The following is a 21,432-nucleotide window of genomic DNA, read 5'->3' as shown; positions in this document are numbered from 1 at the left end:
AATTAGTATTTATGTAATTAATTAATGAGAGTAAAGAGGTAATATGAGGATTTTGTTTTTTGTATATAAATTCCCTGTGCTTTCTGAAACGTTTATCCTCAACCAAATAGCGTATTTCATTAACAAGGGTTGCGACGTAAGCATAGTTTCCGTTTTTCCCGGTGAGCTGGATGCTGAACACCATGTTATCAAAAAATTTGATTTGATAGATAAAACGCGATATTTACTTGAACGAGAACCAAAAGGTAAGATCTCCAGGTTTTTTGCGCGACTTAAAGGACTGCTCCCTTGTGTTCTTTCCTCTTGTGCCATTAAGAGTATGAATGTCTCTAAATATGGCTATTATGCGAAAACGTTGATGCTCCCGTATATATTGTCAAAAAATAAGCCTCCCATAGAGGCTGATGTTATCGTCTCTCACTTTGGCACCACTGCAGTATTGGCAAATCAACTAAGGAAGCTTGATTTTCTTAAAGGTAAACTAGCTGCAGTGTTTCATGGTAATGACATTTCACAAACTCGTACTCTTGATGTTTTTAAGGATGATTATAAAAATCTTTTTGATAATGCGGAATTCATCCTGCCAGTAAGTCAGTTATGGGCTAATAAAATCAAAGCCGTTTCAGGTCATGAGAAAAATATTCATGTTGTCAGGATGGGGATCAGTGTTGACAAATTCTCGTTTCGACCTCGATCCGTTTTGGGTAATCCCATTCGCTTACTCTCTATCGCAAGGCTTACAGAGAAAAAAGGGATATCAGTTGCCATCACTGCATGTTCTTTTTTGAAGAAAAGAAATATTCATTTTCGCTACACCATTATCGGTGATGGTCCGTTACGCAATGACCTTGAGTTGCAGGTTTCTGAACTTGAATTGAACGAGCAGGTGATCTTCTCAGGCGCGCAGACGCAGGAAACTGTTACTGACTACTTAAATATCTCGGATATTTTTTTATTACCTTCAGTGACAGCCGCGGATGGCGATATGGAAGGAATACCGGTGGCATTGATGGAGGCCATGGCTATGGGTATCCCGGTAATTTCAACTTTTCACAGTGGGATCCCTGAATTGATAGAAAATGGAATATCTGGATTTTTGGTCAAAGAACATGATGCCGAAGGTATTGCAAATATCGTCTCAGATATTATAAAAGATCCCAGTGTTTTATCTGATATTTGTCAGAATGCAAAAATGAAAATTGACAATGAATATGATCAGGATAAATCATATTCAAGAATGCTTACTATTCTATCGAATTAGCCATTAAATATTAATCGGTGATAAATTGAAAATTTACTATTATAAATCTGCGCATGGGAATTTTGGGGACGACCTTAACGCATGGATCTGGGATGCATTGCTTCCCGGCTTTTTTGATGATAACGAAAATGTCAGGGTATCAGGGATTGGCACCATTATTACTTCTGCCATGCCTCCGGCTAAAAAATGGATAGTCTTCTCGAGTGGTGTCGGTTATGGCTATCCGCCAGTCAACTTTGGCGACAGCTCCTGGGAAACACTCTGCGTTCGGGGTCCGCTCAGTGCTGAGATTTTAGGATTGCCGAAAGACAAATTTATTACTGATGGCGCTGCCCTTTTAAACACGCTCGCTGAGTTTCAACCACTCTCAGATGCTGAACGCAAAGGGGTAATTTTTGTTCCTCATCATCACGCGCTTGTCACCGGGCAATGGGAAAAGGTGTGCCAGCAGGCTGGGATTGAGTTCGTGAATCCTCAATCGGATGCAAAGACGGTTATCCAAAAAATCAGACATGCAAAACTGGTGCTGGCGGATGCTATGCATGCGGCCATTATTGCTGACGCTCTGCGCGTACCCTGGGTTCCCTTAATTACTTCCTCACAGATCAATACATTCAAATGGTTAGACTGGACTCAGACCATAAATACCCCCTACCGGCCAACTGTTCTGGGAAGCAGTTCCCTGCGTGAGTATTTACGCGATAAATCTCTGTGTACCTATGGAGAAAAGTATTTCTTACCTGATTCAGATGTAGAGTTCGCTGTTAAATACTTCAGAAAACAGCGAGAGCTAAAGAACAAAAAGTGGTGGGTGAAGTATCAGCAGTTAACTCAGTTAGCATTGCATCGAATTCCAAACAAAGCTATCAGGACAGTTGAAGAGCGTTTAAATCTGAATTTGAATAACAGATTTATTGACCAGGCATCCAGCGTGCTTCTTGATGTGAAGTCCAGACCGGGTTTTCTAAGCGAAGATTTTAAATTTACCAATAATGTAGAGCGCTTATTAAACGGCATCGACAGGCTTTCAAAATGCAAATGATATTCTAAGGACGCTAAATTGAACGCTCAAGCGAGAAACCAGAAGCCGAGTATAATTTCAGGCGCTATCTGGTCTGTTCTGGATAATACAGTTTCACAAGTCATAACATTTATTATATTCATAATATTAGCGAAGTTGCTGACACCCAGTATATACGGCATGCTCAGTGTGTCTTTGCTTGTTACGCAGTTTTTTCGCAATGTTATATTCGATAGTATTGCGACATCGATCGTGAGAATGAAATCACCGACACCTGTAGACTATAATTCTGCATTTTTTTTATGTTTCTCTTTATCTGTACCCGCATTCTTGATTATTTTCTTTTCCGCCCCGTTTATTGAGGCGTACATGAAAGTACCGGAGCTGGCCAATGTCATCCGGGGAACAGGCATTATTATTGTCGTCAGCGGATTGAGCCGGACACACGAAGCCTGGTTAACGCATAATATGATGTTCCGCCCTTTAGCGATAAGGTCAATCTGCTCTATCTCTATCGGGGGGGCTGTCGGAGTGGTGCTTGCCTGTAAAGGGTATGCTGTTACGAGTCTGGTGGTACAGCAAGTTGTCACTTCACTGATCTCTCTGGTCGTGCTGTGGGTGACGACACCCTGGAAGCCAAAAATGAAGATTTCGAAGGATTCCATTCGCGAGTCTGTAGGGTTTTCTAAGCATGTGGCTCTGAGCAATATTACTAACTTCGCCAATCAAAATAGTGATGTTTTCTTTATTACCTACTTTCTTGGAACTGCGGGTGCCGGTGTTTATTCGGCGGGTAAACGCATCGTAAACACCCTGAACACCGTTCTCTCATCCGCATTAATGCGGGTTTCATTACCCGCATTTACCCGATATAAAAACGATTTAAATGAATTTGGTAAAAAGTATCTGCAAGCAACCTATTTTACCGTTCTGGTAACAGCGCCTGCTTTTGTTGGTCTTAGTGCATTATCTCATGATATTACTTTTCTGCTGCTGGGACAGAAATGGATGCCATCTGTACCCATAATGCAAATTGTCAGTGCTGTAGGGTTTGTTACATCGATTGGATATTACAATCATTCCGTCATGTTTGCCCGTGATAAACCTGAATGGCAAGCCAGATTAACACTGCTTTATGCAATAAGTAATGTTTTGGCATTCTATATTTTTGTTCGATATGGTTTGATTGCTACTGCACTGGTATTTTCCATCCGTACAATACTTCTTTACCCTGTTTCCGCATGGTGTGCATTAACACTCTTAAATTTAACATTCAGACAATACATAAGAGAGATTATTATTCCCATTATATGCGCCGGGGGTATGTGTATTATTCTGATGGGTATGCAGGAGTTTATATTATTAAATGAATCCTGGGCTGGAATAGCAGTAAAAATTACCGTTGGTGCGATATCCTATTGTACTCTTATTTTTACTATCACTTCTAAGAGTAGAAAAGCAATGATACTTTCACTGGCGGGAAAGATATTTAAGAGGGGCTAGATGATTTTATGGAAACTCAATCAGCATTAGTTAGCATCCTTATTCCTCTTTTCAACTCTGAAAAGTATATCAGGAAGGCCCTGGAGTCTGTTGCCACTCAAACCTATTCTAATATAGAAGTGGTTATTGTCGATGATTTTTCGAGCGATTCTTCAAGGGCAATTGTTGAGAGTTTTTTTATTGAGCACGATCATATCCGTCGTAGCATTTCTCATAATGTTAAAAATGAAGGGGTTTCTTTCACACGGAATAAGTTAGTGGAGCATGCAAAAGGGGACTTTATTTGTTTTTTAGATTCTGATGACTACTTTGAGCATGATGCGATAAGTTATTTAATGAACATTGTAGTAAGTAATAATACGGATATAGGCCAGTGCTTATACTACTCTGAAACACCCGAGGGTGTCCAAAGCGGTACGGTAAATCAATTTTCTCCCAAAAAGATTCTGAAGGGTAAAGATGCTGTTTTTTCTATGCTGGAAAATGAAATAACAGGTTTCCTTTGGCATAAGATATTCAAACGGGATCTTTTCCTGAATGTTCATTTTGACACTACGTTACCCGTTTTTGAAGACTATCTTGTCATTATGACGATGTTTCTCAATGGTGCTGACATCTCATTTGGCAGTGAACCCAAGTATCATTATGTACAGCATGTTTCCTCATTGACAAAAAAATCCTACCGAAAAGCACTAGACAGACTGCAATACCTGGAAATTACCAAGTCACTGATAAAGCCTTTAATTATCTCAGAATCAGACAAGCTGAGGATAATAAAGCATGAGTATATTGTGGCTTTGATGGTTTTTATTAATGCAATTAAATTTGGTGCTCCGGTAAATGAAGTTGCAGAAATCCAGAAACGCATCAATGTTTCATGTTTATTCAGGTTAAAACCGCAACTTAATTATAAAAAATTTTACTCCATACTCATGATTAGAATTTCTCCAGTATTGCTCTACTTTTCCCTTAAAACAGTTTTTAAAATTAAAGCATAAATCATTCACAATTTGTCAGTGCTCATTCTGAATGATAATTCAGTTATTCCTCTGAGCACTGAATTGTTTTTTAATGATTGCATCTTATCTGACTTTTTCCTGAGACGAATATTATGATCCTTCCAGTAATCATGGCTGGCGGTACCGGTAGCCGTTTGTGGCCGATGTCTCGTGAGCTTTATCCAAAACAATTTCTTCGTCTGCATGGCGATAATTCAATGTTGCAGGAAACCGTCTGCCGTTTAAAAGGGCTGGATGTTTCTGTGCCGCTGGTTATTTGTAATGAAGAGCATCGTTTTCTCGTTGCCGAACAACTGCGGCAAATAAATCAGCTCAAAGATAATATTATCCTCGAGCCTGTCGGGCGCAATACGGCGCCTGCGATTACGCTGGCTGCGCTCAGTGCTATCGACAAAGGTTTAGACCCGCTTTTGCTGGTGCTTGCTGCTGACCATGTTATCGAGTCTCCTGCGGCCTTTCACCGGGCCGTACAGAATGCTATTCCGTTCGCGGAACAGGGGAAGCTGGTGACCTTCGGTATCGTGCCGACCGGTCCGGAAACCGGATACGGTTATATACAGAGGGGAACCAAATTGTGCACCGACGCAGATCCTGTTTTTCGGGTGCAGCGTTTTGTCGAGAAGCCGGATCTTGCTACCGCGATGCAATATCTGGAAAGCGGTGAGTATTACTGGAACAGCGGTATGTTTTTGTTCCGTGCGAAGCGTTTTCTGCAAGAGATGACGAAATTCAGGCCGGACATTGTTGATGCCTGTCTTAAAGCCATTGAAACCTCACAGGCCGATGAGCAGCAGGATTTTATTCGTGTTGATAAAGAATCATTTATTTCCTGTCCCGATGAGTCTGTTGATTATGCGGTGATGGAAAAAACCACTGATGCGATTGTCGTTCCGTTAGATGCGGGCTGGAATGATGTGGGTTCCTGGTCGGCTCTTTGGGAAGTGAATAATAAAAGCATCGAGGGTAATGCCCTCAGTGGCGATGTATTTACTCATAATGCGACGAATTGTTATATCAATACCGATGAAAAATTGGTGGCCGCTATTGGTGTAGATAATCTGGTGATTGTTAATACTAAAGACGCCGTTTTAGTGATTGATAAAAACCAGGTGCAGGACGTTAAAAAAGTCGTTGAATATTTAAAAAGTCATAAACGCCGGGAATATCGCGTGCATCGTGAATCTTATCGTCCATGGGGGCGGAACGATAATGTTGTGACGGCGCCCCGTTATCATGTGAATCGAATAACGGTAAAACCGGGCGGACAGTTCTCATTACAAATGCATCATCACCGGGCTGAACACTGGGTAATTCTTTCGGGTACAGCCAGAGTTATTCTGGAAGATAAAGATTATCTGCTGACTGAAAATGAATCCACATTTATACCCATTGGTGCTCATCACAGATTAGAGAATCCCGGAAAAATACCTCTTGAACTTCTGGAAATACAATCAGGTTCATATCTGGAAGATGACGATATTATTCGTATAAAAGATCACTATGGTCGCTGTTAATTTTGGGGTGAAATATGTCAGATACATTATCTTGCTTTAAAGCGTACGATATTCGCGGTGAATTAGGTGTTGAATTAAACGAAGATATTGCTTATCGCATAGGACGAGCGTACGGCGAATATTTAAAGCCAAATAGAATGGTATTAGGCGGTGATGTTCGTTTAACCAGTGAAGCATTGAAACTTGCTCTGGCGAAGGGTTTACAGGATGCGGGGACTGATGTTGTTGATATTGGCGTGAGCGGCACGGAAGAAATCTATTTTGCGACTTCCTATCTCAGCCTTGATGGTGGTATTGAAGTCACCGCCAGCCATAATCCAATGAATTATAATGGTATGAAACTGGTTCGTGAGAACTCCCGTCCAATCAGTGGCGATACCGGTTTACGCGAGATTCAGGCACTGGCCGAAGCTAATAATTTCGCACCAGCAGAAAAGGCTATACGTGGCACTTATGAAAAAGCCTCTGTGCTGGAAGCGTATGTTGATAAGTTGCTCAGCTATGTCAATTTAGAGAATTTCACCCGTCCCTTGAAACTGGTATTTAACTCCGGTAATGGCGCTGCCGGTCACGTTGTGGATGCTATCGAGCAGCGCTTTATTGCTGCCGGAGCACCGGTTGAATTTATCAAAATTCACCACGAGGCCGACGGAACATTCCCCAACGGCATCCCTAATCCGTTATTGCCTGAGTGCCGCCAGGACACCACCAATGCCATCATTAAACACCAGGCAGATATGGGGATCGCGTTTGATGGTGATTTTGACCGGTGTTTTCTGTTTGATGATGCCGGTAATTTCATCGAAGGGTATTACATCGTGGGTCTGCTGGCCGACGCGTTCCTCGAGAAATACCCCAGCTCGCGTATCATTCATGACCCGCGTCTGAGCTGGAATACCATTGATATTGTCACCGGTGCGGGCGGAGTGCCTGTGATGTCAAAAACCGGTCATGCGTTTATTAAAGAGCGTATGCGCCAGGAAGATGCGGTCTATGGCGGCGAGATGAGCGCCCATCATTACTTCCGCGATTTCTATTATTGTGACAGTGGTATGATCCCCTGGTTGCTGGTCGCTGAATTACTGCATGTTAAAGGTAAGTCCCTGAGGCAACTGGTTAATGACCGGATCACCGCTTACCCTGCTTCAGGTGAAATAAACAGTTACCTGCAAAAGCCCAAAGAGTCTATTGACCGTGTATTAGCGATGTATGAAGGAGAGGCGTTGAACATCGACCATACGGACGGAATAAGTCTGGAGTTTGATGAGTGGCGTTTCAATCTCCGTAGTTCTAATACTGAACCGGTTGTTCGACTGAATGTGGAATCCCGTGCTAATACAAAATTAATGCAGGAACAAACCAGGAAGATTCTTTCCATCCTTCGTAGCATGTAATTATTGAAAATATCTTATTTAAGTGAGTGGTAATAACTCGCTATGGGTTTATTTTGCCCATTTTTATTTTATAAGGTTTAGATTATGTCACATAATGTGAGTGTGGGGATTGTTGCTGACTGGCTGGTGACATTTGCCGGGTCCGAAAAAGTCATTGCGGAATTTATTAAATTATACCCGGACGCAGATATCTATTCTGTTGTTGATTTTCTTTCTGATGAGTCCCGCAAAAAATTCTACGGTAAAGAAGCGACGACCTCTTTTATTCAGCGCTTACCTTTTGCTAAAAAGAAATATCAGCAATATCTGCCTTTAATGCCGCTGGCTATCGAACAACTTGATGTGACCGGACATGACATAGTGCTTTCCAGCAGTCATGCGGTCGCCAAGGGCGTGCTGACCGGTCCTGACCAGTTGCACATCAGCTATGTGCATTCTCCGATCCGCTATGCCTGGGATTTTCAGCACCAGTATCTGCGTGAGGCAGGGCTGAATAAGGGGCTGAAAGGCAATCTTGCCCGCTGGTTCCTGCATAAAATCAGGATGTGGGATTACCGGACGGCTAATGGGGTGGATCACTTTATTGCCAATTCCCAGTTTATTGCCCGCCGCATTAAGAAAGTCTATGGCCGCGACGCGGATGTTATTTATCCGCCTGTCGATGTAGAGCGTTTTACATTGCAGGAGAACAAAGAGGATTTCTATTTTACCGCTTCGCGCATGGTGCCCTATAAACGTATCGATCTGATTGTGGAAGCATTCAGTCAGATGCCGGATAAGAAGCTGGTGGTCATCGGAGACGGCTCTGAAATGGGCAAGATTAAGGCCAAAGCGGGCAGTAACATTGAAATACTGGGCTATCAGCCTGACGATGTGATGCAAGACTATATGCGACGCGCAAAGGCTTTTGTTTTCGCTGCGGAAGAAGATTTTGGGATCACGCCTGTCGAAGCGCAGGCCAGCGGAACGCCGGTTATTGCCTTTGGCAAAGGCGGCGTTCTGGAGACCATCAGACCTTACGGTGAAAAGCATGCAACAGGAGTCTTTTTCGCTGAGCAAACAGCGGCGTCTCTGATAAAGGCCGTGCGTCACTTCGATACCATTAAAGACTCAATTCTTCCTCTGGACTGTCGTGAAAATGCATTAAAGTTTTCCGGGGAAAGATTTCATAATGAACTGGACGAATATATCAAAACAAAATGGCATGATTTTAATGAACGTAAACGCATCGTTTATTAACATTCTCAATACTGAATCTGCCATTGATGGTTTGCATACAAATGATCCTCGCTTTTGCATTCATCATGAAAAGCAGTGTCAGCGGCTGAAATTGTACGGATAACGCCCGTCGCTGTTGCTTCATAAGTAAGAAAAAGCCGGAGAATGCGCTGACATTCTCCGGCTTTTTTTGCTTTCTAAACGGGCTTGAAGTTTCAGGAGAGCAGAAAGCAAAAAACCCGCCATAGGCGGGTTCTTTTAAATATGGTGCCCGGACTCGGACTAATGCCGCAGGCATTTGAACAACGGCTTTGCCGTTGGCCCGCAGGGCGAGCCTGCTAAGGCGAGTCATCGAACGAAGTTCGATGGAGAGTCCATGATCTTTTATAAGAACTCAAAAAGCAAAAAACCCGCCATAGGCGGGTTCTTTTAAATATGGTGCCCGGACTCGGAATCGAACCAAGGACACAGGGATTTTCAATCCCTTGCTCTACCGACTGAGCTATCCGGGCAACGGGGCGCATTAAACCGTATTGGGGATGTGTCGTCAACGGCTTTTTGTGACAACGGTGGTGTTCGTCACCTGAATGATGCTTTTTACGACGATTTGTCGATTTAACTGCCGGAATCTGCGGTTTGCCTGAAATTCACAGGCAAAATCCCATGCCGGACGGTGTCGTATTTTGTAAGAAATTCGCGCAATTTACAGGGTTGAACGGGGGTCTAAAAGATGCCATTATTGCGCCGATTTATTAAACAACTCTGTTCCCGTTTTCACGCGACAGCTCAAGAGGGTTGCGGCATGGCTGGTTTATCACATCGCGCTTTTTATAAGTGCATAAAAAATCTGATGATGATCTCCGGGTGCTGTAAACACCACGATTTCAGCTTTTCTCCTTTTGCAGTCTCTTTCATGCGGTAAGGCTACCGTTTGTCCGCTGTTAGGCATTATTAAAAACAGAGCGTCATCCACAGGGCAATTCTCTGATTTTACTGTTGTCTATCAGACGTGGCCGGGTCTGAAACTCGATTTGTCACCACTTTGCCTCACCGGCATTGTCCTGTCGCACTCGATATCTTGCTTAGCCAACGTCATTTGCCGGGCCGGACTCTGCGCGCAATTGCTCTATGACGTAAGAACCTGCTCATTGCCGTGCCATCTGGCACACCCTCTTACTTAACCGTTTGAGAGTCTGAATGAAACACTTAAAACTTGCAGCAAGCGCTTCTGTCGCCCCTTATCTCCAGACTGCTCGTCTGGTCGTTGACCTGCGCCGCGCCGATTACGCGGACGTAGCGGCCATCATCATTTCTGTGGGTGATCTGAATCACGGCAGGCTGGCGGAGATTGAAACACTGGGATTCGGTATTCCCGCGTTTGTGGCAGTGCAGGGAACGGAGCAGGTGTCGCCGGAATTTTTGCCTTTGCTGAAAGGCGTGATCACGCTGTCGGACGCCAACCAGGCGTTTTACGCGGCACAAATCGAATCTGCCGCACAGGCCTATGAAGAGGCGCTCTTCCCGCCGTTTTTCGACACGCTGAAAAAGTATGTCGAGATGGAGAACGCCACGTTCGCTTGTCCGGGCCATCAGGGCGGCGAGTTTTTCCGTCGTCATCCGGCAGGGCGTCAGTTTTATGATTTCTACGGCCCGAATATCTTCCGCTCTGACATGTGTAATGCGGACGTCAAACTGGGCGATTTGCTGATCCACGAAGGCTCGGCGAAAGACGCTCAAAAGTATGCCGCTAAAGTCTTCAGTGCAGATAAAACCTATTTCGTGCTTAACGGGACATCTGCGGCCAATAAAGTCGTGACTAACGCGCTGCTGACCCGCGACGACCTCGTGCTGTTCGACCGTAATAATCACAAATCAAACCATCATGGCGCGCTGTTGCAAGCGGGTGCGACGCCGGTGTATCTCGAAACAGCACGTAACCCGTTTGGGTTTATTGGCGGCATCGATGCGGCCTGTTTCGACGAAACTTATCTGCGTAAACAGATCAAAGAAGTGGCACCGGATCGTGCTAACGAGAAACGCCCGTTCCGCCTGGCCATCATCCAGCTCGGCACCTACGACGGCACAGTGTACAACGCGCGTCAGGTGGTCGATAAAATCGGTCATCTGTGCGATTACATTCTGTTTGATTCTGCATGGGTCGGTTACGAGCAATTCATCCCGATGATGAAAGAATGTTCGCCGTTGCTGCTGGAGCTTAATGAAAACGATCCGGGGATTATCGTCACACAGTCGGTGCATAAGCAGCAGGCCGGATTCTCGCAGACTTCGCAGATCCATAAAAAAGACAATCACATTAAGGGCCAGAAGCGCCATTGCAGCCATAAAAAGCTCAACAATGCCTTTATGATGCACGCCTCAACCAGCCCGTTTTATCCGCTGTTTGCCGCACTGGACGTGAATGCGCGTATTCATGCCGGTGGCAGCGGAAAACACATGTGGATGGAATGCGTGAAGCTGGGCATCGAAACCCGCAAAATGCTGCTGGATCAATGCTCGATGATTTTGCCGTTTGTGCCGCCAGTGGTCGGCGGAAAGCGCTGGCAGGATCATGAAACCAATGAGATGGCTAACGACGTTCGCTTCTTTGATTTTGTGCCGGGTGAACGCTGGCATGCCTTCGACGGTTATGCCGAAAAGCAGTATTTCGTTGATCCGTGCAAGCTGCTGCTGACTACGCCGGGCATTGATGCGTCCAGCGGTAAATACACTGAGTTCGGCATTCCGGCGACCATTCTGGCCAACTATTTGCGCGAGAACGGCATCGTGCCGGAGAAATGCGACCTGAACTCGATCCTGTTCCTGCTGACGCCGGCCGAAACGCCGGCCAAAATGCAGTTGCTGGTGGAAGAGCTGGTGCGTTTTGAGCAGTACATCGAAGAAGATGCGCCGCTCAGCGAAGTGCTGCCGACGGTGTATCGTAAAAACGAAGACCGTTACCGCAATTACACCATCCGTCAGCTGTGTCAGGAAATGCATAACCTGTACGTCAGTTTTGATGTGAAAGAGCTGCAAAAAGAGATGTTCCGCGAGAAGAGCTTCCCGAAAGTGGTGATGAATCCACAGGACGCGCATAACGAGTTTATCCGCGATAACATTGAGCTGGTAGCGATTGGTGACGCTGAAGGGCGTATCGCCGCAGAAGGCGCGCTGCCGTATCCTCCGGGCGTGCTCTGCGTGGTGCCCGGCGAATTGTGGGGCGGGGCAGTTCAGCGTTACTTTATGGCGCTGGAAGAAGGGATCAACCTGTTACCGGGCTTCTCGCCGGAATTACAGGGTGTGTATATTGAGAAAAAGCCGGTCGGCTGGAAACGCGTGATGGGGTATGTTCTCGCACAATAGCCCGCATAAAACCCATCTCCGGATGGGTTTTTTATTGGATCGTTTTTTATTGATCAATCGCGACAATAACCCTGCATGGGGATATGTGATGCAGCTCGAAAATAATCCTCTTATTCAGCCAGAGTATAGATACCTGCGTCACAGTTGATTAAAAGCATAAAACGTAAATGAGAAATCACAATACTCAGCGTGATTTTCTGGAATTATAACTAATGCAGAATTCCATCTTAATAAAGGTGACTGCATGTCAGCATTAACTGAAAGGATCAGTGCGAAAGAAAAGCTGGGTTTTGGATTAGGTGATGCGGCAAGCCACATTGTTTTTGATTCTTCTGTCGCTATTCTTGCCTATTTCTATACGAATATTTATGGTTTGCCGCCAGCGGTAATGGGAACCCTGTTCTTAGTGGTCAGGGTACTTGATGCGATCACTGATCCTATTATGGGCGCGATTGCCGATCAGACCAAAAGTCGCTGGGGAAGATTTCGGCCCTGGCTACTGATTATTTGTGTGCCCTTTGCCGTCAGTTGTGTTCTGGTTTATTCTACGCCAGATTTTGAACAGACCGGTAAAATTGTTTATGCGGTTTTCGCTTATATATTTATGACCTTAATGTACACGGCGATTAATATTCCTTACTGTTCTCTGGGGGCCGCAATTACTGCCGACCCGCAGGATAATCTTTCCCTGCAATCGTGGCGTTTCGCTATTGCGCCCGTCGGGGGTGCGATGGGGACGGCGCTCATCCTGCCGCTAGCTGATTTTATCTCACCGGGAGACCGCGCGACCGGTATGCAGTGGGCGATGGGCATCTTTGGTGTCATTGGCTGCGTGATGTTCTTTGTCTGTTTCCTCACCACGCGGGAGCGTATTACACCGGTGAAAGAAGAGAACATGAATATCCTTCGTGATGTGCGTGTTCTTATGCAAAATGATCAGTGGCGGATCCTCTCAGTTTATAACCTTGCCATGTTATGCGGCGTGGTTGTTCGCGGCAGTTTGCTGGTGTATTTCGTGCAATATGTTCTGCATCAGGGAAGCGGCATTATTTCCATTTTCATGATGGCGACTACCGTTGCGGCGGTTATCGGCAGTTTATTTGCCAAAAAACTGGGCTCGTGGATGTGTAAAATCCGCGCGTCCATCTGGGTGAACATATTAAGTGCATTTGCAGGATTACTTTTCTTTGTGCTGCCAACCGATTACTGGATCCCTGCCTTTATTGTTCATATTGCCCTTAACTTATTACAGGGGATAAATGCTCCACTGCAATGGTCAATGATCACGGATGCCAATAATTATGGGGAGTGGAAAACCCAGCGCCGAATTACAGGGATGAACATCGCGGCGAATATCTTTGTGATTAAACTCGGCGTGGCGATTGGTGGGGCGCTGACAGGCTGGGGGCTGGCATGGTTTGGTTATCAGGCGGGCGTGGAACAACAATCGGCGGAAGCGGTACGCGGTGTCCTGATTTTATTCACCGTCTTACCGGCTATTTTCTATCTGATTACGGCTTTCTCTATCCGTTACTACCAGCTGACGGAAGAGCGCATGAATCATATTGTCAGTGATCTGGGTGACGGAAAATTCCAGACACAAAGTCTGCCGACGGAGAGTTTACAGACTCACAGTTAAGACATTAGTCCCGGCGCCTCACGCCTGAGAAGCCGGGACGATAAACGTTAATCTACGCGGCGGTAGCTGCGCTGAGTATTGTTCACTTTGTACAGATAGCGGCGGGATTCTGCCGACGGATGTTTGGTCGTCAGAGTGGTGTACACATCGCCAGGCGCCATATTGTTAATGATGTTAAACGCCTGCGTTTTGTTCTGTGAGAACACGCGCAGAACACTACCTGCACCGCCGTTATAAGCGGTAATCACAGCATAGCGACGTGATGTCGGGTTGTTGATGTTCCCCAGATACACGTTTTGCAGCATCGCAAGATAAGCCGTGCCGGTATTGATATTATTCTGCGGATCAAACAGATAGCTGCGGCTTGGCTTGCCCCATTTTCCTTCTGATTTAAACACATCAACACCCGCGGTATGTTGCACAACCTGCATCAGGCCCAGCGCATCGGCATTACTCACCGCATACGGGTTAAAGGCTGATTCGGTTTGCATGATCGCCAGGATCAGAGACTGATCGACGCCATACTTAGCTGATGCTTCACGGATCATCGGCAGATATTTATGCGCACGTTTGTTCAGGTGGTTCGGCACCATCTGGATCGTCACGGAATAAATCACGTGCAGACCGGACTGACGGCGCATCAGTTTGTTCTGAATCAGATAATCAGCAAAACTTGCTGCGCGGCCTTCCCAGCGGATTGGCTGGCCGGTATTGTCGAGAACCTGACCGTACAACATCGGTTCACGGCTGATCTGGATATCATTGGCGTCGGAATAAAGGTCAACATTGCCCGGATCGTCGCCCACCAGCAAGGTGCTGATAATGGCCTGACGCAGGCTGGCCGCCGGATCCGTGCCAGAAATAGTCTCAAGGGTGATGGTACCCGCATCGAAGTTGATGTGGCTGCGGGTGTAATACTGATCGCTATATTTCACGTAGTCTTTCGGACCCGCGATCAGCACTTCGTTCATACCCCAGATATTTTCGATGTTATGGGCGAACTGCCCCATCAAAATATCGAATCCGTTGGTGTCTTTCACATAAGCTTCGTTGAACTGGTCTTTCTTGCTGCCGGAGCAGGAGATCAACATGGGCGCGATAACCAGCAAAGCTAAAATTTTCTTCATCTTACAAACCGTTTCTGATGAAAGAAGCAGGCACCCGGAGTACCTGCCTTAATGTTATAACCATTGTTATAAATGATTATTTTGACGGCGGGGTATAGCCTTCGATATGCACGTCCTGACCTTCGAACAGGAAGTTGACCATTTCCTGTTCCAGCAGTTTGCGGTCTTCCGGATTCATCATGCTGAGTTTCTTTTCGTTAATCAGCATGGTTTGTTTGGCCATCCACTGCGACCAGGCTTCTTTCGAAATCTCATTGAAGATACGTTTGCCAATCTCGCCAGGGTACAGCTGGAAGTCTTGTCCTTCAGCATCGCGCTTGAGAAAAGTACAAAAAATCGTTCTGCTCATGCTAATTCCTTATCGATCGTTCTTTTGGGTCGGTTCTTTAGCCAGTTGCGTTAACAGACGCTCTACCGGCGCGGCCAGCCCGACGGATTGTGGTTGGGCTAAGTTATACCAGAGACCCGCACCTTCATCCATGCAACCCGCGGAAGAACGCAGATTTAACCACATCGGGACGATATCCAGATGGAAATGGCTGAAAGTGTGACGAAAAGCGGTCTGCTGCTGCAACTGATTTTGCGTAACACCGTATTTTTTCAGACCAATAGCCAGTTCATCTTCGGTGGTAAATTGCGGGAAGCAGAACAATCCGCCCCACAGGCCGACCGGCGGACGCTGTTCCAGCCAGACTTTATCTTCCTGCTGGATCATCAGCATAAACGCGGTCTTTTCCGGCAGGGTTTTCTTAGGTTTTTTACCGGGATAATTCGCCCAGCTGTGATGCGCATAAGCTTCACAGCCGGATTTCACCGGGCACAGCTCGCACTTGGGTTTGCTGCGGGTACAAACCATCGCGCCCAAATCCATCATTGCCTGATTAAACTGAGCAACACCTTCGGCGGGCGTGACGTCTTCGCTTATCGTCCACAGCTTATTTTCGGTTTTCTTCTCGCCCGGCCAGCCGTCAACAGCATAGCAGCGGGCCAGCACGCGCTTCACATTCCCGTCTAAAATAGGGTAGTGCTGATTCAGTGCCAGCGACAAAACCGCGCCGGCGGTGGAACGGCCAATGCCCGGCAACGCGAGAATTTCATCAAAAGTTGTCGGAAATACGCCGCCGTGCTGGCTGGCGATGGTCTGCGCCGCTTTATGCAGGTTACGCGCACGGGCGTAATAACCCAGCCCGGTCCACAGATGCAGGACTTCATCGAGGGGCGCTGCGGCGAGATCAGACACCGTCGGAAAGCGTTGCATAAAACGTTCAAAATACGGGATAACAGTCGCTACCTGCGTTTGCTGCAACATCACTTCCGAAAGCCAGACTTTATAAGGTGTTTTTGCGATTTGCCACGGCAGCGTTTTGCGGCCATAGCGCTGATACCAGTCGAGCACCAGAGGTGAGAAACGTTGGGCTTCCATCATGGGTGAATTACAGTCCGGCAGGGTTAAAAGACGGGGCTGATCACATCACAGTTCCCGTCTGGCTGTAAACCGGAACTTTCCGCACTGTATTGACGGATTTCCTGCCCGCAAGCCTTGCTAATCGGGAGTAAGTTTGGATAATGCGCCTTTCCTTATATTTAGTGACCAAAGCACAGGCATCCGCGCGCGGGTACCGCGTCTTGCCAATCGGAGTGGAAACACCATGAAAAACGACGTCATTTCACCGGAGTTCGACGAGAACGGTCGCGCGATGCGCCGTATCCGTAGTTTTGTCCGCCGTCAGGGCCGTCTGACTAAAGGTCAGCAATTTGCGCTGGACAACTTCTGGCCGGTGATGGGCGTGGAGTTTCAGGCCGAATCCCTGGATATTGATGCCTTATTTGGTCGCTCTGCACCTGTGGTACTGGAAATCGGTTTCGGCATGGGCACATCGCTCGTTACCATGGCGCAGCAGAATCCTGACCAGAACTTTATCGGGATTGAAGTACACTCACCGGGTGTTGGCGCGTGTCTGGCAACGGCGCACGAAGAGGGCGTCAGCAACCTGCGCGTGATGTGTCACGATGCGGTTGAAGTGCTGGAAAAAATGATTCCGGATGGCTCGCTCGATATGGTGCAGCTATTCTTTCCTGACCCGTGGCACAAAGCGCGCCATAATAAGCGCCGTATCGTGCAGCCTGAGTTCGTCGAGAAGCTGCGCAAGAAACTAAAAGTGGGCGGTGTATTCCACATGGCAACCGACTGGGAGCCGTATGCGGAGCACATGCTCGAAGTCATGACCAGTTTAGTAAGCTGGGTGAATCTGTCGCAGGAAGGTAATTATGTCCCGCGTCCTGAATCGCGCCCGGTGACCAAGTTCGAAATGCGTGGCCAGCGTTTAGGCCACGGCGTGTGGGATCTGATGTTTGAGAGGAAGCAATAATGGCTACAAATCGCAGTCGTCGTTTACGTAAGAAGTTACACATTGCCGAGTTCCAGGAACTGGGCTTCTCTGTAAAATGGCGTTTCCCGGAAGGTACCGCGGTAGAAACCATTGATGAATCCCTGGATAAATTCATCGACGGTGTGATCGAGCCAAACAAACTGGCTTTCGATGGCAGTGGCTATCTGCAATGGGAAGGTCTGGTTTGCCGTCAGGATATCGGTCACTGCACTGATGAACAGCGCGCGCAGGTCAAAAAATGGTTAGAAGACCAGAAAATGGAAGACGTGGAAGTTTCTGAGTTATTCGATATCTGGTGGGACTGATTCCACCGGTCAGATAAATTCTGAATCTTTGAAAGGTGCCTTCCGGCACCTTTGTTACATCTGGAGGCAGGACGTTGGGTACCGAACTCGATAACAGTTTGCTGGAAGATATTCTGGCGCAGGTCAGGCCGCTGATTGGCCGTGGCAACGTTGCTGATTACATTCCTGCGCTGGCGGAAGTCAGCCCCGATCATTTAGGGATTGCCGTGTGTACCACGAAAGGGGAGATCTTTCGTGCCGGTGATGCCGACATGCGTTTCTCGATCCAGTCGATCTCAAAAGTGCTCAGCCTGACGCTGGCGCTGACCCGTTATCAGGAAAGCGAAATCTGGCAGCGCGTCGGCAAAGAGCCGTCCGGTCAGCCGTTCAATTCGCTGGTTCAGCTTGAGCTTGAACAGGGAAAACCGCGTAATCCGTTTATCAATCCGGGCGCGCTTGTGGTCTGCGATTTGCTGCAAACCCGGCTCTCCGCACCAAAGCAGAGAATGCTGGAAGTGGTGCGGCAACTGGCCGGATCGGCAGATCTCAACTACGATCGGCACGTTGCCCGTTCAGAGTTCGAGCATTCTGACCGCAACGCGGCGATTGCCTATCTGATGAAGTCTTTCGGTAATTTCGACAACGACGTCATCACCGTTTTGCATACCTATTTCCACTACTGTGCATTACGTATGAGTTGCGAAGAACTGGCGCGGACGTTTGTATATCTTGCCAATAAAGGGCATCCGCTGGGGAGTGAAGAACCGCTCATTGATGCCCGTCAGGCGCGTCAGATTAATGCGATGATGGTCACCAGCGGCATGTATGACGGCGCGGGTGAATTCGCCTACCGCGTCGGTATGCCGGGTAAATCTGGCGTCGGCGGCGGCATCATTGCCGTGGTGCCTGGCGAGATGTGCATTGCGGTTTGGTCACCGGAACTTGATGCGGCAGGGAACTCTTTGGCAGGTATTGCTGCCTTAGAATTACTGGCGCAACGTATTGGCCGTTCAATTTTTTGAGTTTGCTGTCTTAAGGGAGAGTACATGTTAGTAAAAAGTGGATTGGTAAAAACCGGACTTGCTGCGTTACTGGCGCTGAGCGCGTGGAGCGCACAGGCTGATTATCAGTGTGCCGTCCAGCCTAAGGATGACGTGATCATCAAGCCGCAGACCGTACAGGTTGTCGGTAACAGCGGTGATCTGCTGATCACACCAAACGGTAACGTAACCCTCAACGGAAAAGACATGACCCTGAGCGCCAGACAGCGTCAGGAAGCCATCGACTATCAGGCCGGTTTACGCCGTGACCTGCCGTGGATTGACCAGGGCGCGACGGCGCATCTTGAAAAAGGCCGGGTTGCGGTTGACCGTGTGATCGTCGAAAAACTGGGCAGTGACAGCAACGTGCGTAACCGCCTGGTCAAGCTCGATAAGCAGCTGAAAGAGCAGATGAACCTGATTATCGAACACCGCACTGATGGCCTGACCTTCCACCATAAAGCGGTGGATCAGGTTAAGCAGAACGGTCAGAAGCTGATGGAACAAACCATGGGCGGCGTGATGCAGGACAGCATCAACGAGATGGGGCTCAAACAGGCGGCGAGTGGTGGAAATCCACTGCAGGCGATGATGGGTAATCTCGGCGGACTGCAGCAGGCCGTTCAGGAAGAGTGGAACAAGCAGGAAAAAGAGTTCAAAGCCTTTGGTGATGACGTCTGTAAGCGCGTGACCAATCTGGATACTCAGCACAAAACCTTGCTGGCAGATTTGAAACAGTAAGCTGCCAAATGACAGATACAAAAAAACCGCGATTACGCGGTTTTTTTGTTGGAAGAGGTAGTTGGAGCTACATCTTCCAGAGTTTCTACTTCCGTAAGTAGTACGAAAGCCAGCACCCCAACGTGGTGATAATATACCAAAAATGGGTTTTCGGGCAGTGTTTACCCCTGTTATCACTTGATTCTACTCCGCCAAAAACAGCTCCAGCAGCGAATTCAGGAACAGCTTTCCTTTGCTGGTGATCTGCCAGTGCGTGTCGGTTTCGACCAGATATTCTTTGGCAATCGCTTCGTCTAACTGTGCGCGGATCACCGATTCATCCAGCCCGGTATACAGACCAAACTCTTCACGCGGCGCGGCTTCCAGCAGGCGGAAGCGATTCATGAAGAATTCAAACGGCAAATCTTCGGTTTCCACCGGATGCTGTTTATCCATATAACGACCCTGCATGTAACCGCGAGGGTGTTTGGTTTTGACGGTACGCAGGATTTGCCCGTCTGGCTGCGTCAGTTTGCCATGCGCGCCACAACCGATGCCGAGATAATCCCCGAAGCGCCAGTAGTTCAGGTTGTGCTGACACTGATAGCCCGGTTTGGCATACGCCGAGGTTTCGTATTGCTGGTATCCGGCTGCGGTCAGCAACTGATCGCCTTGCTCGAAAATATCCCACAGCGCGTCATCATCCGGCAGTTTTGGCGGACGCGAGGCATACATCGTATTTGGTTCGATAGTCAGCTGATACCAGGACAAATGCGGCGGATTGAGTGCGATTGCCTGACGCAAATCGTCCAGTGCTTCTTCCAGTGTCTGATCCGGCAAACCATGCATCAGATCCAGATTGAAGCTGCGCAGGTTCAGGCCAGTCGCCAGATGTGCCGCGCGTTTGGCTTCGTCAGGGCCGTGAATACGCCCCAGACGCTCCAGTTTCTGTACATCAAAACTTTGCACGCCGATGGAAATACGGTTTACACCCGCGCGCTGGTAGCCGCTGAAGCGATCTGCTTCGACGGTACCGGGATTGGCTTCCATGGTAATTTCAGCGTGAGCGTCGAGTGGCAACCGCGCACGCACGCCGTCGAGCAGATTTTGCATTGCTTCGCTGCTCAGCAGGCTTGGGGTTCCGCCGCCGATAAAAATGGTCCCTACGCTGCGTCCGCCCACCAGATGCAGATCCGCATCTAAATCTGCCAGCAGATGCGCGACATAATCGTCATGCGGCACTTCGCCCTTTAACGCGTGCGAGTTGAAATCGCAGTAAGGGCATTTTTGCACGCACCACGGAATATGAATGTAGAGACTCAGCGGCGGTAACTTACGCATTCTTCTGTACTGCCTCTTTCATCGCGGCAAACAACAGTTTCAATGCCTGTCCCCGGTGCGACACCGCACTTTTTTCTTCACGGCTCAGTTCTGCGGCGGTTTTACCCAGCTCAGGAACATAAAAGATCGGGTCATAACCAAAGCCGCCTTCACCTGCCTGGGCAAAGGTGATTTCACCTGCCCAGCTGCCGTGGCACACCAGCGGCGTCGGGTCTTCAGCATGGCGCATATACACCAGCACGCAATGGAACTGCGCATTACGCTGGCCCTGTGGAACGTCTTTCAGCGCAACCAGCAGTTTATCGAGGTTTTGCTGATCGCTGGCATCAACGCCCGCGTAGCGCGCGGAGTAAATCCCCGGCGCACCACCGAGAAAATCAACCGCCAGGCCGGAGTCATCTGCCACAGCAGGTAAACCGGTGACAGCCGCCGCGTGGCGGGCTTTCAGGATGGCATTCTCAATGAACGTCAGACCGGTTTCTTCGGCGGATTCAACGCCGAGTTCGGTTTGTGCCACCACGTCCAGCCCGAAATCGGCCAGAAGATGTGCGAGTTCACGCACTTTACCGGCGTTGCCGGTAGCTAATACGACTTTCTGCAT

Annotated in this window: 19 protein-coding genes and 1 tRNA gene; 13 read left to right on the top strand and 7 right to left on the bottom strand. The window is 47.9% G+C overall.

Annotated elements, in window-relative coordinates; all coding sequences use genetic code 11:
- Positions 1–43: 43 nt before the first annotated feature.
- The 7 genes from ACJY2G_RS06505 to ACJY2G_RS06475 all read left to right on the top strand — a co-directional run bounded on the left by ACJY2G_RS06505 (position 44) and on the right by ACJY2G_RS06475 (position 8,951).
- On the top strand, positions 44–1,261 hold the full coding sequence (locus tag ACJY2G_RS06505; protein ID WP_430318825.1) for a glycosyltransferase: 1,218 nt from the start codon (positions 44–46) through the stop codon (positions 1,259–1,261).
- A 25-nt stretch (positions 1,262–1,286) separates the two neighbouring features.
- Complete coding sequence (locus tag ACJY2G_RS06500; protein ID WP_430318826.1) at positions 1,287–2,303, top strand: polysaccharide pyruvyl transferase family protein; 1,017 nt, start codon at positions 1,287–1,289, stop codon at positions 2,301–2,303.
- 18 nt (positions 2,304–2,321) lie between these two features.
- Positions 2,322–3,785, top strand: a complete 1,464-nt coding sequence (locus ACJY2G_RS06495; protein ID WP_430318827.1) for a lipopolysaccharide biosynthesis protein — start codon at positions 2,322–2,324, stop codon at positions 3,783–3,785.
- An 8-nt stretch (positions 3,786–3,793) separates the two neighbouring features.
- Positions 3,794–4,783 carry a glycosyltransferase family 2 protein gene (locus ACJY2G_RS06490; RefSeq protein ID WP_430318828.1) on the top strand — a complete coding sequence of 330 codons (990 nt, stop codon included), beginning with the start codon at positions 3,794–3,796 and terminating at the stop codon, positions 4,781–4,783.
- A 113-nt stretch (positions 4,784–4,896) separates the two neighbouring features.
- Entirely contained in the window at positions 4,897–6,318 is a 1,422-nt protein-coding gene (locus ACJY2G_RS06485) for a mannose-1-phosphate guanylyltransferase/mannose-6-phosphate isomerase (RefSeq protein WP_430318829.1), read from the top strand.
- A 14-nt stretch (positions 6,319–6,332) separates the two neighbouring features.
- On the top strand, positions 6,333–7,712 hold the full coding sequence (gene cpsG / locus ACJY2G_RS06480) for a phosphomannomutase CpsG (RefSeq protein WP_430318830.1): 1,380 nt from the start codon (positions 6,333–6,335) through the stop codon (positions 7,710–7,712).
- Between the two features lie 84 nt (positions 7,713–7,796).
- Positions 7,797–8,951, top strand: a complete 1,155-nt coding sequence (locus ACJY2G_RS06475; RefSeq protein WP_279919855.1) for a glycosyltransferase family 4 protein — start codon at positions 7,797–7,799, stop codon at positions 8,949–8,951.
- On the opposite strand, the gene ACJY2G_RS06470 is transcribed toward ACJY2G_RS06475, so the two are convergent.
- Both ACJY2G_RS06470 and ACJY2G_RS06465 read right to left on the bottom strand, forming a co-directional pair.
- Positions 8,923–9,282 (bottom strand): hypothetical protein, encoded by a 360-nt coding sequence (locus ACJY2G_RS06470; RefSeq protein WP_439291559.1) that lies wholly within the window; start codon positions 9,280–9,282, stop codon positions 8,923–8,925. The two genes, ACJY2G_RS06475 and ACJY2G_RS06470, sit on opposite strands and share 29 nt — an antisense overlap.
- Before the next feature lie 84 nt (positions 9,283–9,366).
- Positions 9,367–9,442 (bottom strand) — tRNA-Phe (locus tag ACJY2G_RS06465).
- A 685-nt stretch (positions 9,443–10,127) separates the two neighbouring features.
- On the opposite strand from ACJY2G_RS06465, the gene speF reads away from it, so the two are divergent.
- Positions 10,128–12,290 (top strand): ornithine decarboxylase SpeF, encoded by a 2,163-nt coding sequence (speF, locus tag ACJY2G_RS06460; RefSeq protein WP_120161028.1) that lies wholly within the window; start codon positions 10,128–10,130, stop codon positions 12,288–12,290.
- Positions 12,291–12,534: 244 nt separating this feature from the next.
- Positions 12,535–13,929 carry a glycoside-pentoside-hexuronide (GPH):cation symporter gene (locus ACJY2G_RS06455; RefSeq protein ID WP_120161026.1) on the top strand — a complete coding sequence of 465 codons (1,395 nt, stop codon included), beginning with the start codon at positions 12,535–12,537 and terminating at the stop codon, positions 13,927–13,929.
- 47 nt (positions 13,930–13,976) lie between these two features.
- Here the strand turns inward: ACJY2G_RS06455 and mltC are convergent, their stop codons facing one another.
- The 3 genes from mltC to mutY all read right to left on the bottom strand — a co-directional run bounded on the left by mltC (position 13,977) and on the right by mutY (position 16,482).
- Positions 13,977–15,056, bottom strand: a complete 1,080-nt coding sequence (mltC, locus tag ACJY2G_RS06450; RefSeq protein WP_112289020.1) for a membrane-bound lytic murein transglycosylase MltC — start codon at positions 15,054–15,056, stop codon at positions 13,977–13,979.
- A 76-nt stretch (positions 15,057–15,132) separates the two neighbouring features.
- On the bottom strand, positions 15,133–15,405 hold the full coding sequence (locus tag ACJY2G_RS06445; protein ID WP_112289019.1) for an oxidative damage protection protein: 273 nt from the start codon (positions 15,403–15,405) through the stop codon (positions 15,133–15,135).
- Positions 15,406–15,414: 9 nt separating this feature from the next.
- Positions 15,415–16,482: an A/G-specific adenine glycosylase gene (mutY, locus tag ACJY2G_RS06440; RefSeq protein ID WP_120161024.1), complete on the bottom strand. Its 1,068-nt coding sequence runs from the start codon at positions 16,480–16,482 to the stop codon at positions 15,415–15,417.
- Positions 16,483–16,705: 223 nt separating this feature from the next.
- On the opposite strand from mutY, the gene trmB reads away from it, so the two are divergent.
- The 4 genes from trmB (at position 16,706) to ACJY2G_RS06420 (ending at position 19,511) form a co-directional block, all read left to right on the top strand.
- A complete protein-coding gene (gene trmB / locus ACJY2G_RS06435) occupies positions 16,706–17,425 on the top strand; it encodes a tRNA (guanosine(46)-N7)-methyltransferase TrmB (RefSeq protein WP_430318831.1) in 720 nt (239 codons plus the stop codon).
- On the top strand, positions 17,425–17,751 hold the full coding sequence (locus tag ACJY2G_RS06430) for a YggL family protein (protein ID WP_095924788.1): 327 nt from the start codon (positions 17,425–17,427) through the stop codon (positions 17,749–17,751). The genes trmB and ACJY2G_RS06430 overlap by 1 nt, the downstream gene beginning before the upstream one ends.
- A 74-nt stretch (positions 17,752–17,825) precedes the next feature.
- On the top strand, positions 17,826–18,752 hold the full coding sequence (glsB, locus tag ACJY2G_RS06425; protein WP_120161020.1) for a glutaminase B: 927 nt from the start codon (positions 17,826–17,828) through the stop codon (positions 18,750–18,752).
- A gap of 24 nt (positions 18,753–18,776) precedes the next feature.
- Positions 18,777–19,511, top strand: coding sequence for a DUF2884 domain-containing protein (locus ACJY2G_RS06420; protein WP_430318832.1), 735 nt, complete (start codon positions 18,777–18,779; stop codon positions 19,509–19,511).
- Between the two features lie 183 nt (positions 19,512–19,694).
- On the opposite strand, the gene hemW is transcribed toward ACJY2G_RS06420, so the two are convergent.
- On the bottom strand, positions 19,695–20,831 hold the full coding sequence (hemW, locus tag ACJY2G_RS06415; RefSeq protein ID WP_439291557.1) for a radical SAM family heme chaperone HemW: 1,137 nt from the start codon (positions 20,829–20,831) through the stop codon (positions 19,695–19,697).
- Positions 20,824–21,432, bottom strand: coding sequence for an XTP/dITP diphosphatase (locus ACJY2G_RS06410; RefSeq protein ID WP_113878345.1), 609 nt, complete (start codon positions 21,430–21,432; stop codon positions 20,824–20,826). Before ACJY2G_RS06410 ends, hemW begins: the two co-directional genes overlap by 8 nt.

It is taken from the genome of Rahnella sp. ATs2 (assembly GCF_051851855.1).
Taxonomy (GTDB): domain Bacteria; phylum Pseudomonadota; class Gammaproteobacteria; order Enterobacterales; family Enterobacteriaceae; genus Rahnella; species Rahnella variigena.
The sequence above is the reverse complement of the archived record's forward strand: the minus strand, read 5'-3'. Positions and strand labels throughout refer to the sequence as shown.

Coding starts and splice junctions, on each gene's coding strand:
- ACJY2G_RS06470 (WP_439291559.1), bottom strand. CDS start 9,282: ATGACTCGCCTTAGCAGGCTCGCCCTGCGGGCCAACGGCAAAGCCGTT.
- ACJY2G_RS06445 (WP_112289019.1), bottom strand. CDS start 15,405: ATGAGCAGAACGATTTTTTGTACTTTTCTCAAGCGCGATGCTGAAGGA.
- hemW (WP_439291557.1), bottom strand. CDS start 20,831: ATGCGTAAGTTACCGCCGCTGAGTCTCTACATTCATATTCCGTGGTGC.
- mltC (WP_112289020.1), bottom strand. CDS start 15,056: ATGAAGAAAATTTTAGCTTTGCTGGTTATCGCGCCCATGTTGATCTCC.
- ACJY2G_RS06505 (WP_430318825.1), top strand. CDS start 44: ATGAGGATTTTGTTTTTTGTATATAAATTCCCTGTGCTTTCTGAAACG.
- ACJY2G_RS06490 (WP_430318828.1), top strand. CDS start 3,794: ATGGAAACTCAATCAGCATTAGTTAGCATCCTTATTCCTCTTTTCAAC.
- ACJY2G_RS06485 (WP_430318829.1), top strand. CDS start 4,897: ATGATCCTTCCAGTAATCATGGCTGGCGGTACCGGTAGCCGTTTGTGG.
- ACJY2G_RS06455 (WP_120161026.1), top strand. CDS start 12,535: ATGTCAGCATTAACTGAAAGGATCAGTGCGAAAGAAAAGCTGGGTTTT.
- speF (WP_120161028.1), top strand. CDS start 10,128: ATGAAACACTTAAAACTTGCAGCAAGCGCTTCTGTCGCCCCTTATCTC.
- ACJY2G_RS06420 (WP_430318832.1), top strand. CDS start 18,777: ATGTTAGTAAAAAGTGGATTGGTAAAAACCGGACTTGCTGCGTTACTG.
- mutY (WP_120161024.1), bottom strand. CDS start 16,482: ATGATGGAAGCCCAACGTTTCTCACCTCTGGTGCTCGACTGGTATCAG.
- cpsG (WP_430318830.1), top strand. CDS start 6,333: ATGTCAGATACATTATCTTGCTTTAAAGCGTACGATATTCGCGGTGAA.
- ACJY2G_RS06410 (WP_113878345.1), bottom strand. CDS start 21,432: ATGCAGAAAGTCGTATTAGCTACCGGCAACGCCGGTAAAGTGCGTGAA.
- ACJY2G_RS06475 (WP_279919855.1), top strand. CDS start 7,797: ATGTCACATAATGTGAGTGTGGGGATTGTTGCTGACTGGCTGGTGACA.
- trmB (WP_430318831.1), top strand. CDS start 16,706: ATGAAAAACGACGTCATTTCACCGGAGTTCGACGAGAACGGTCGCGCG.
- ACJY2G_RS06430 (WP_095924788.1), top strand. CDS start 17,425: ATGGCTACAAATCGCAGTCGTCGTTTACGTAAGAAGTTACACATTGCC.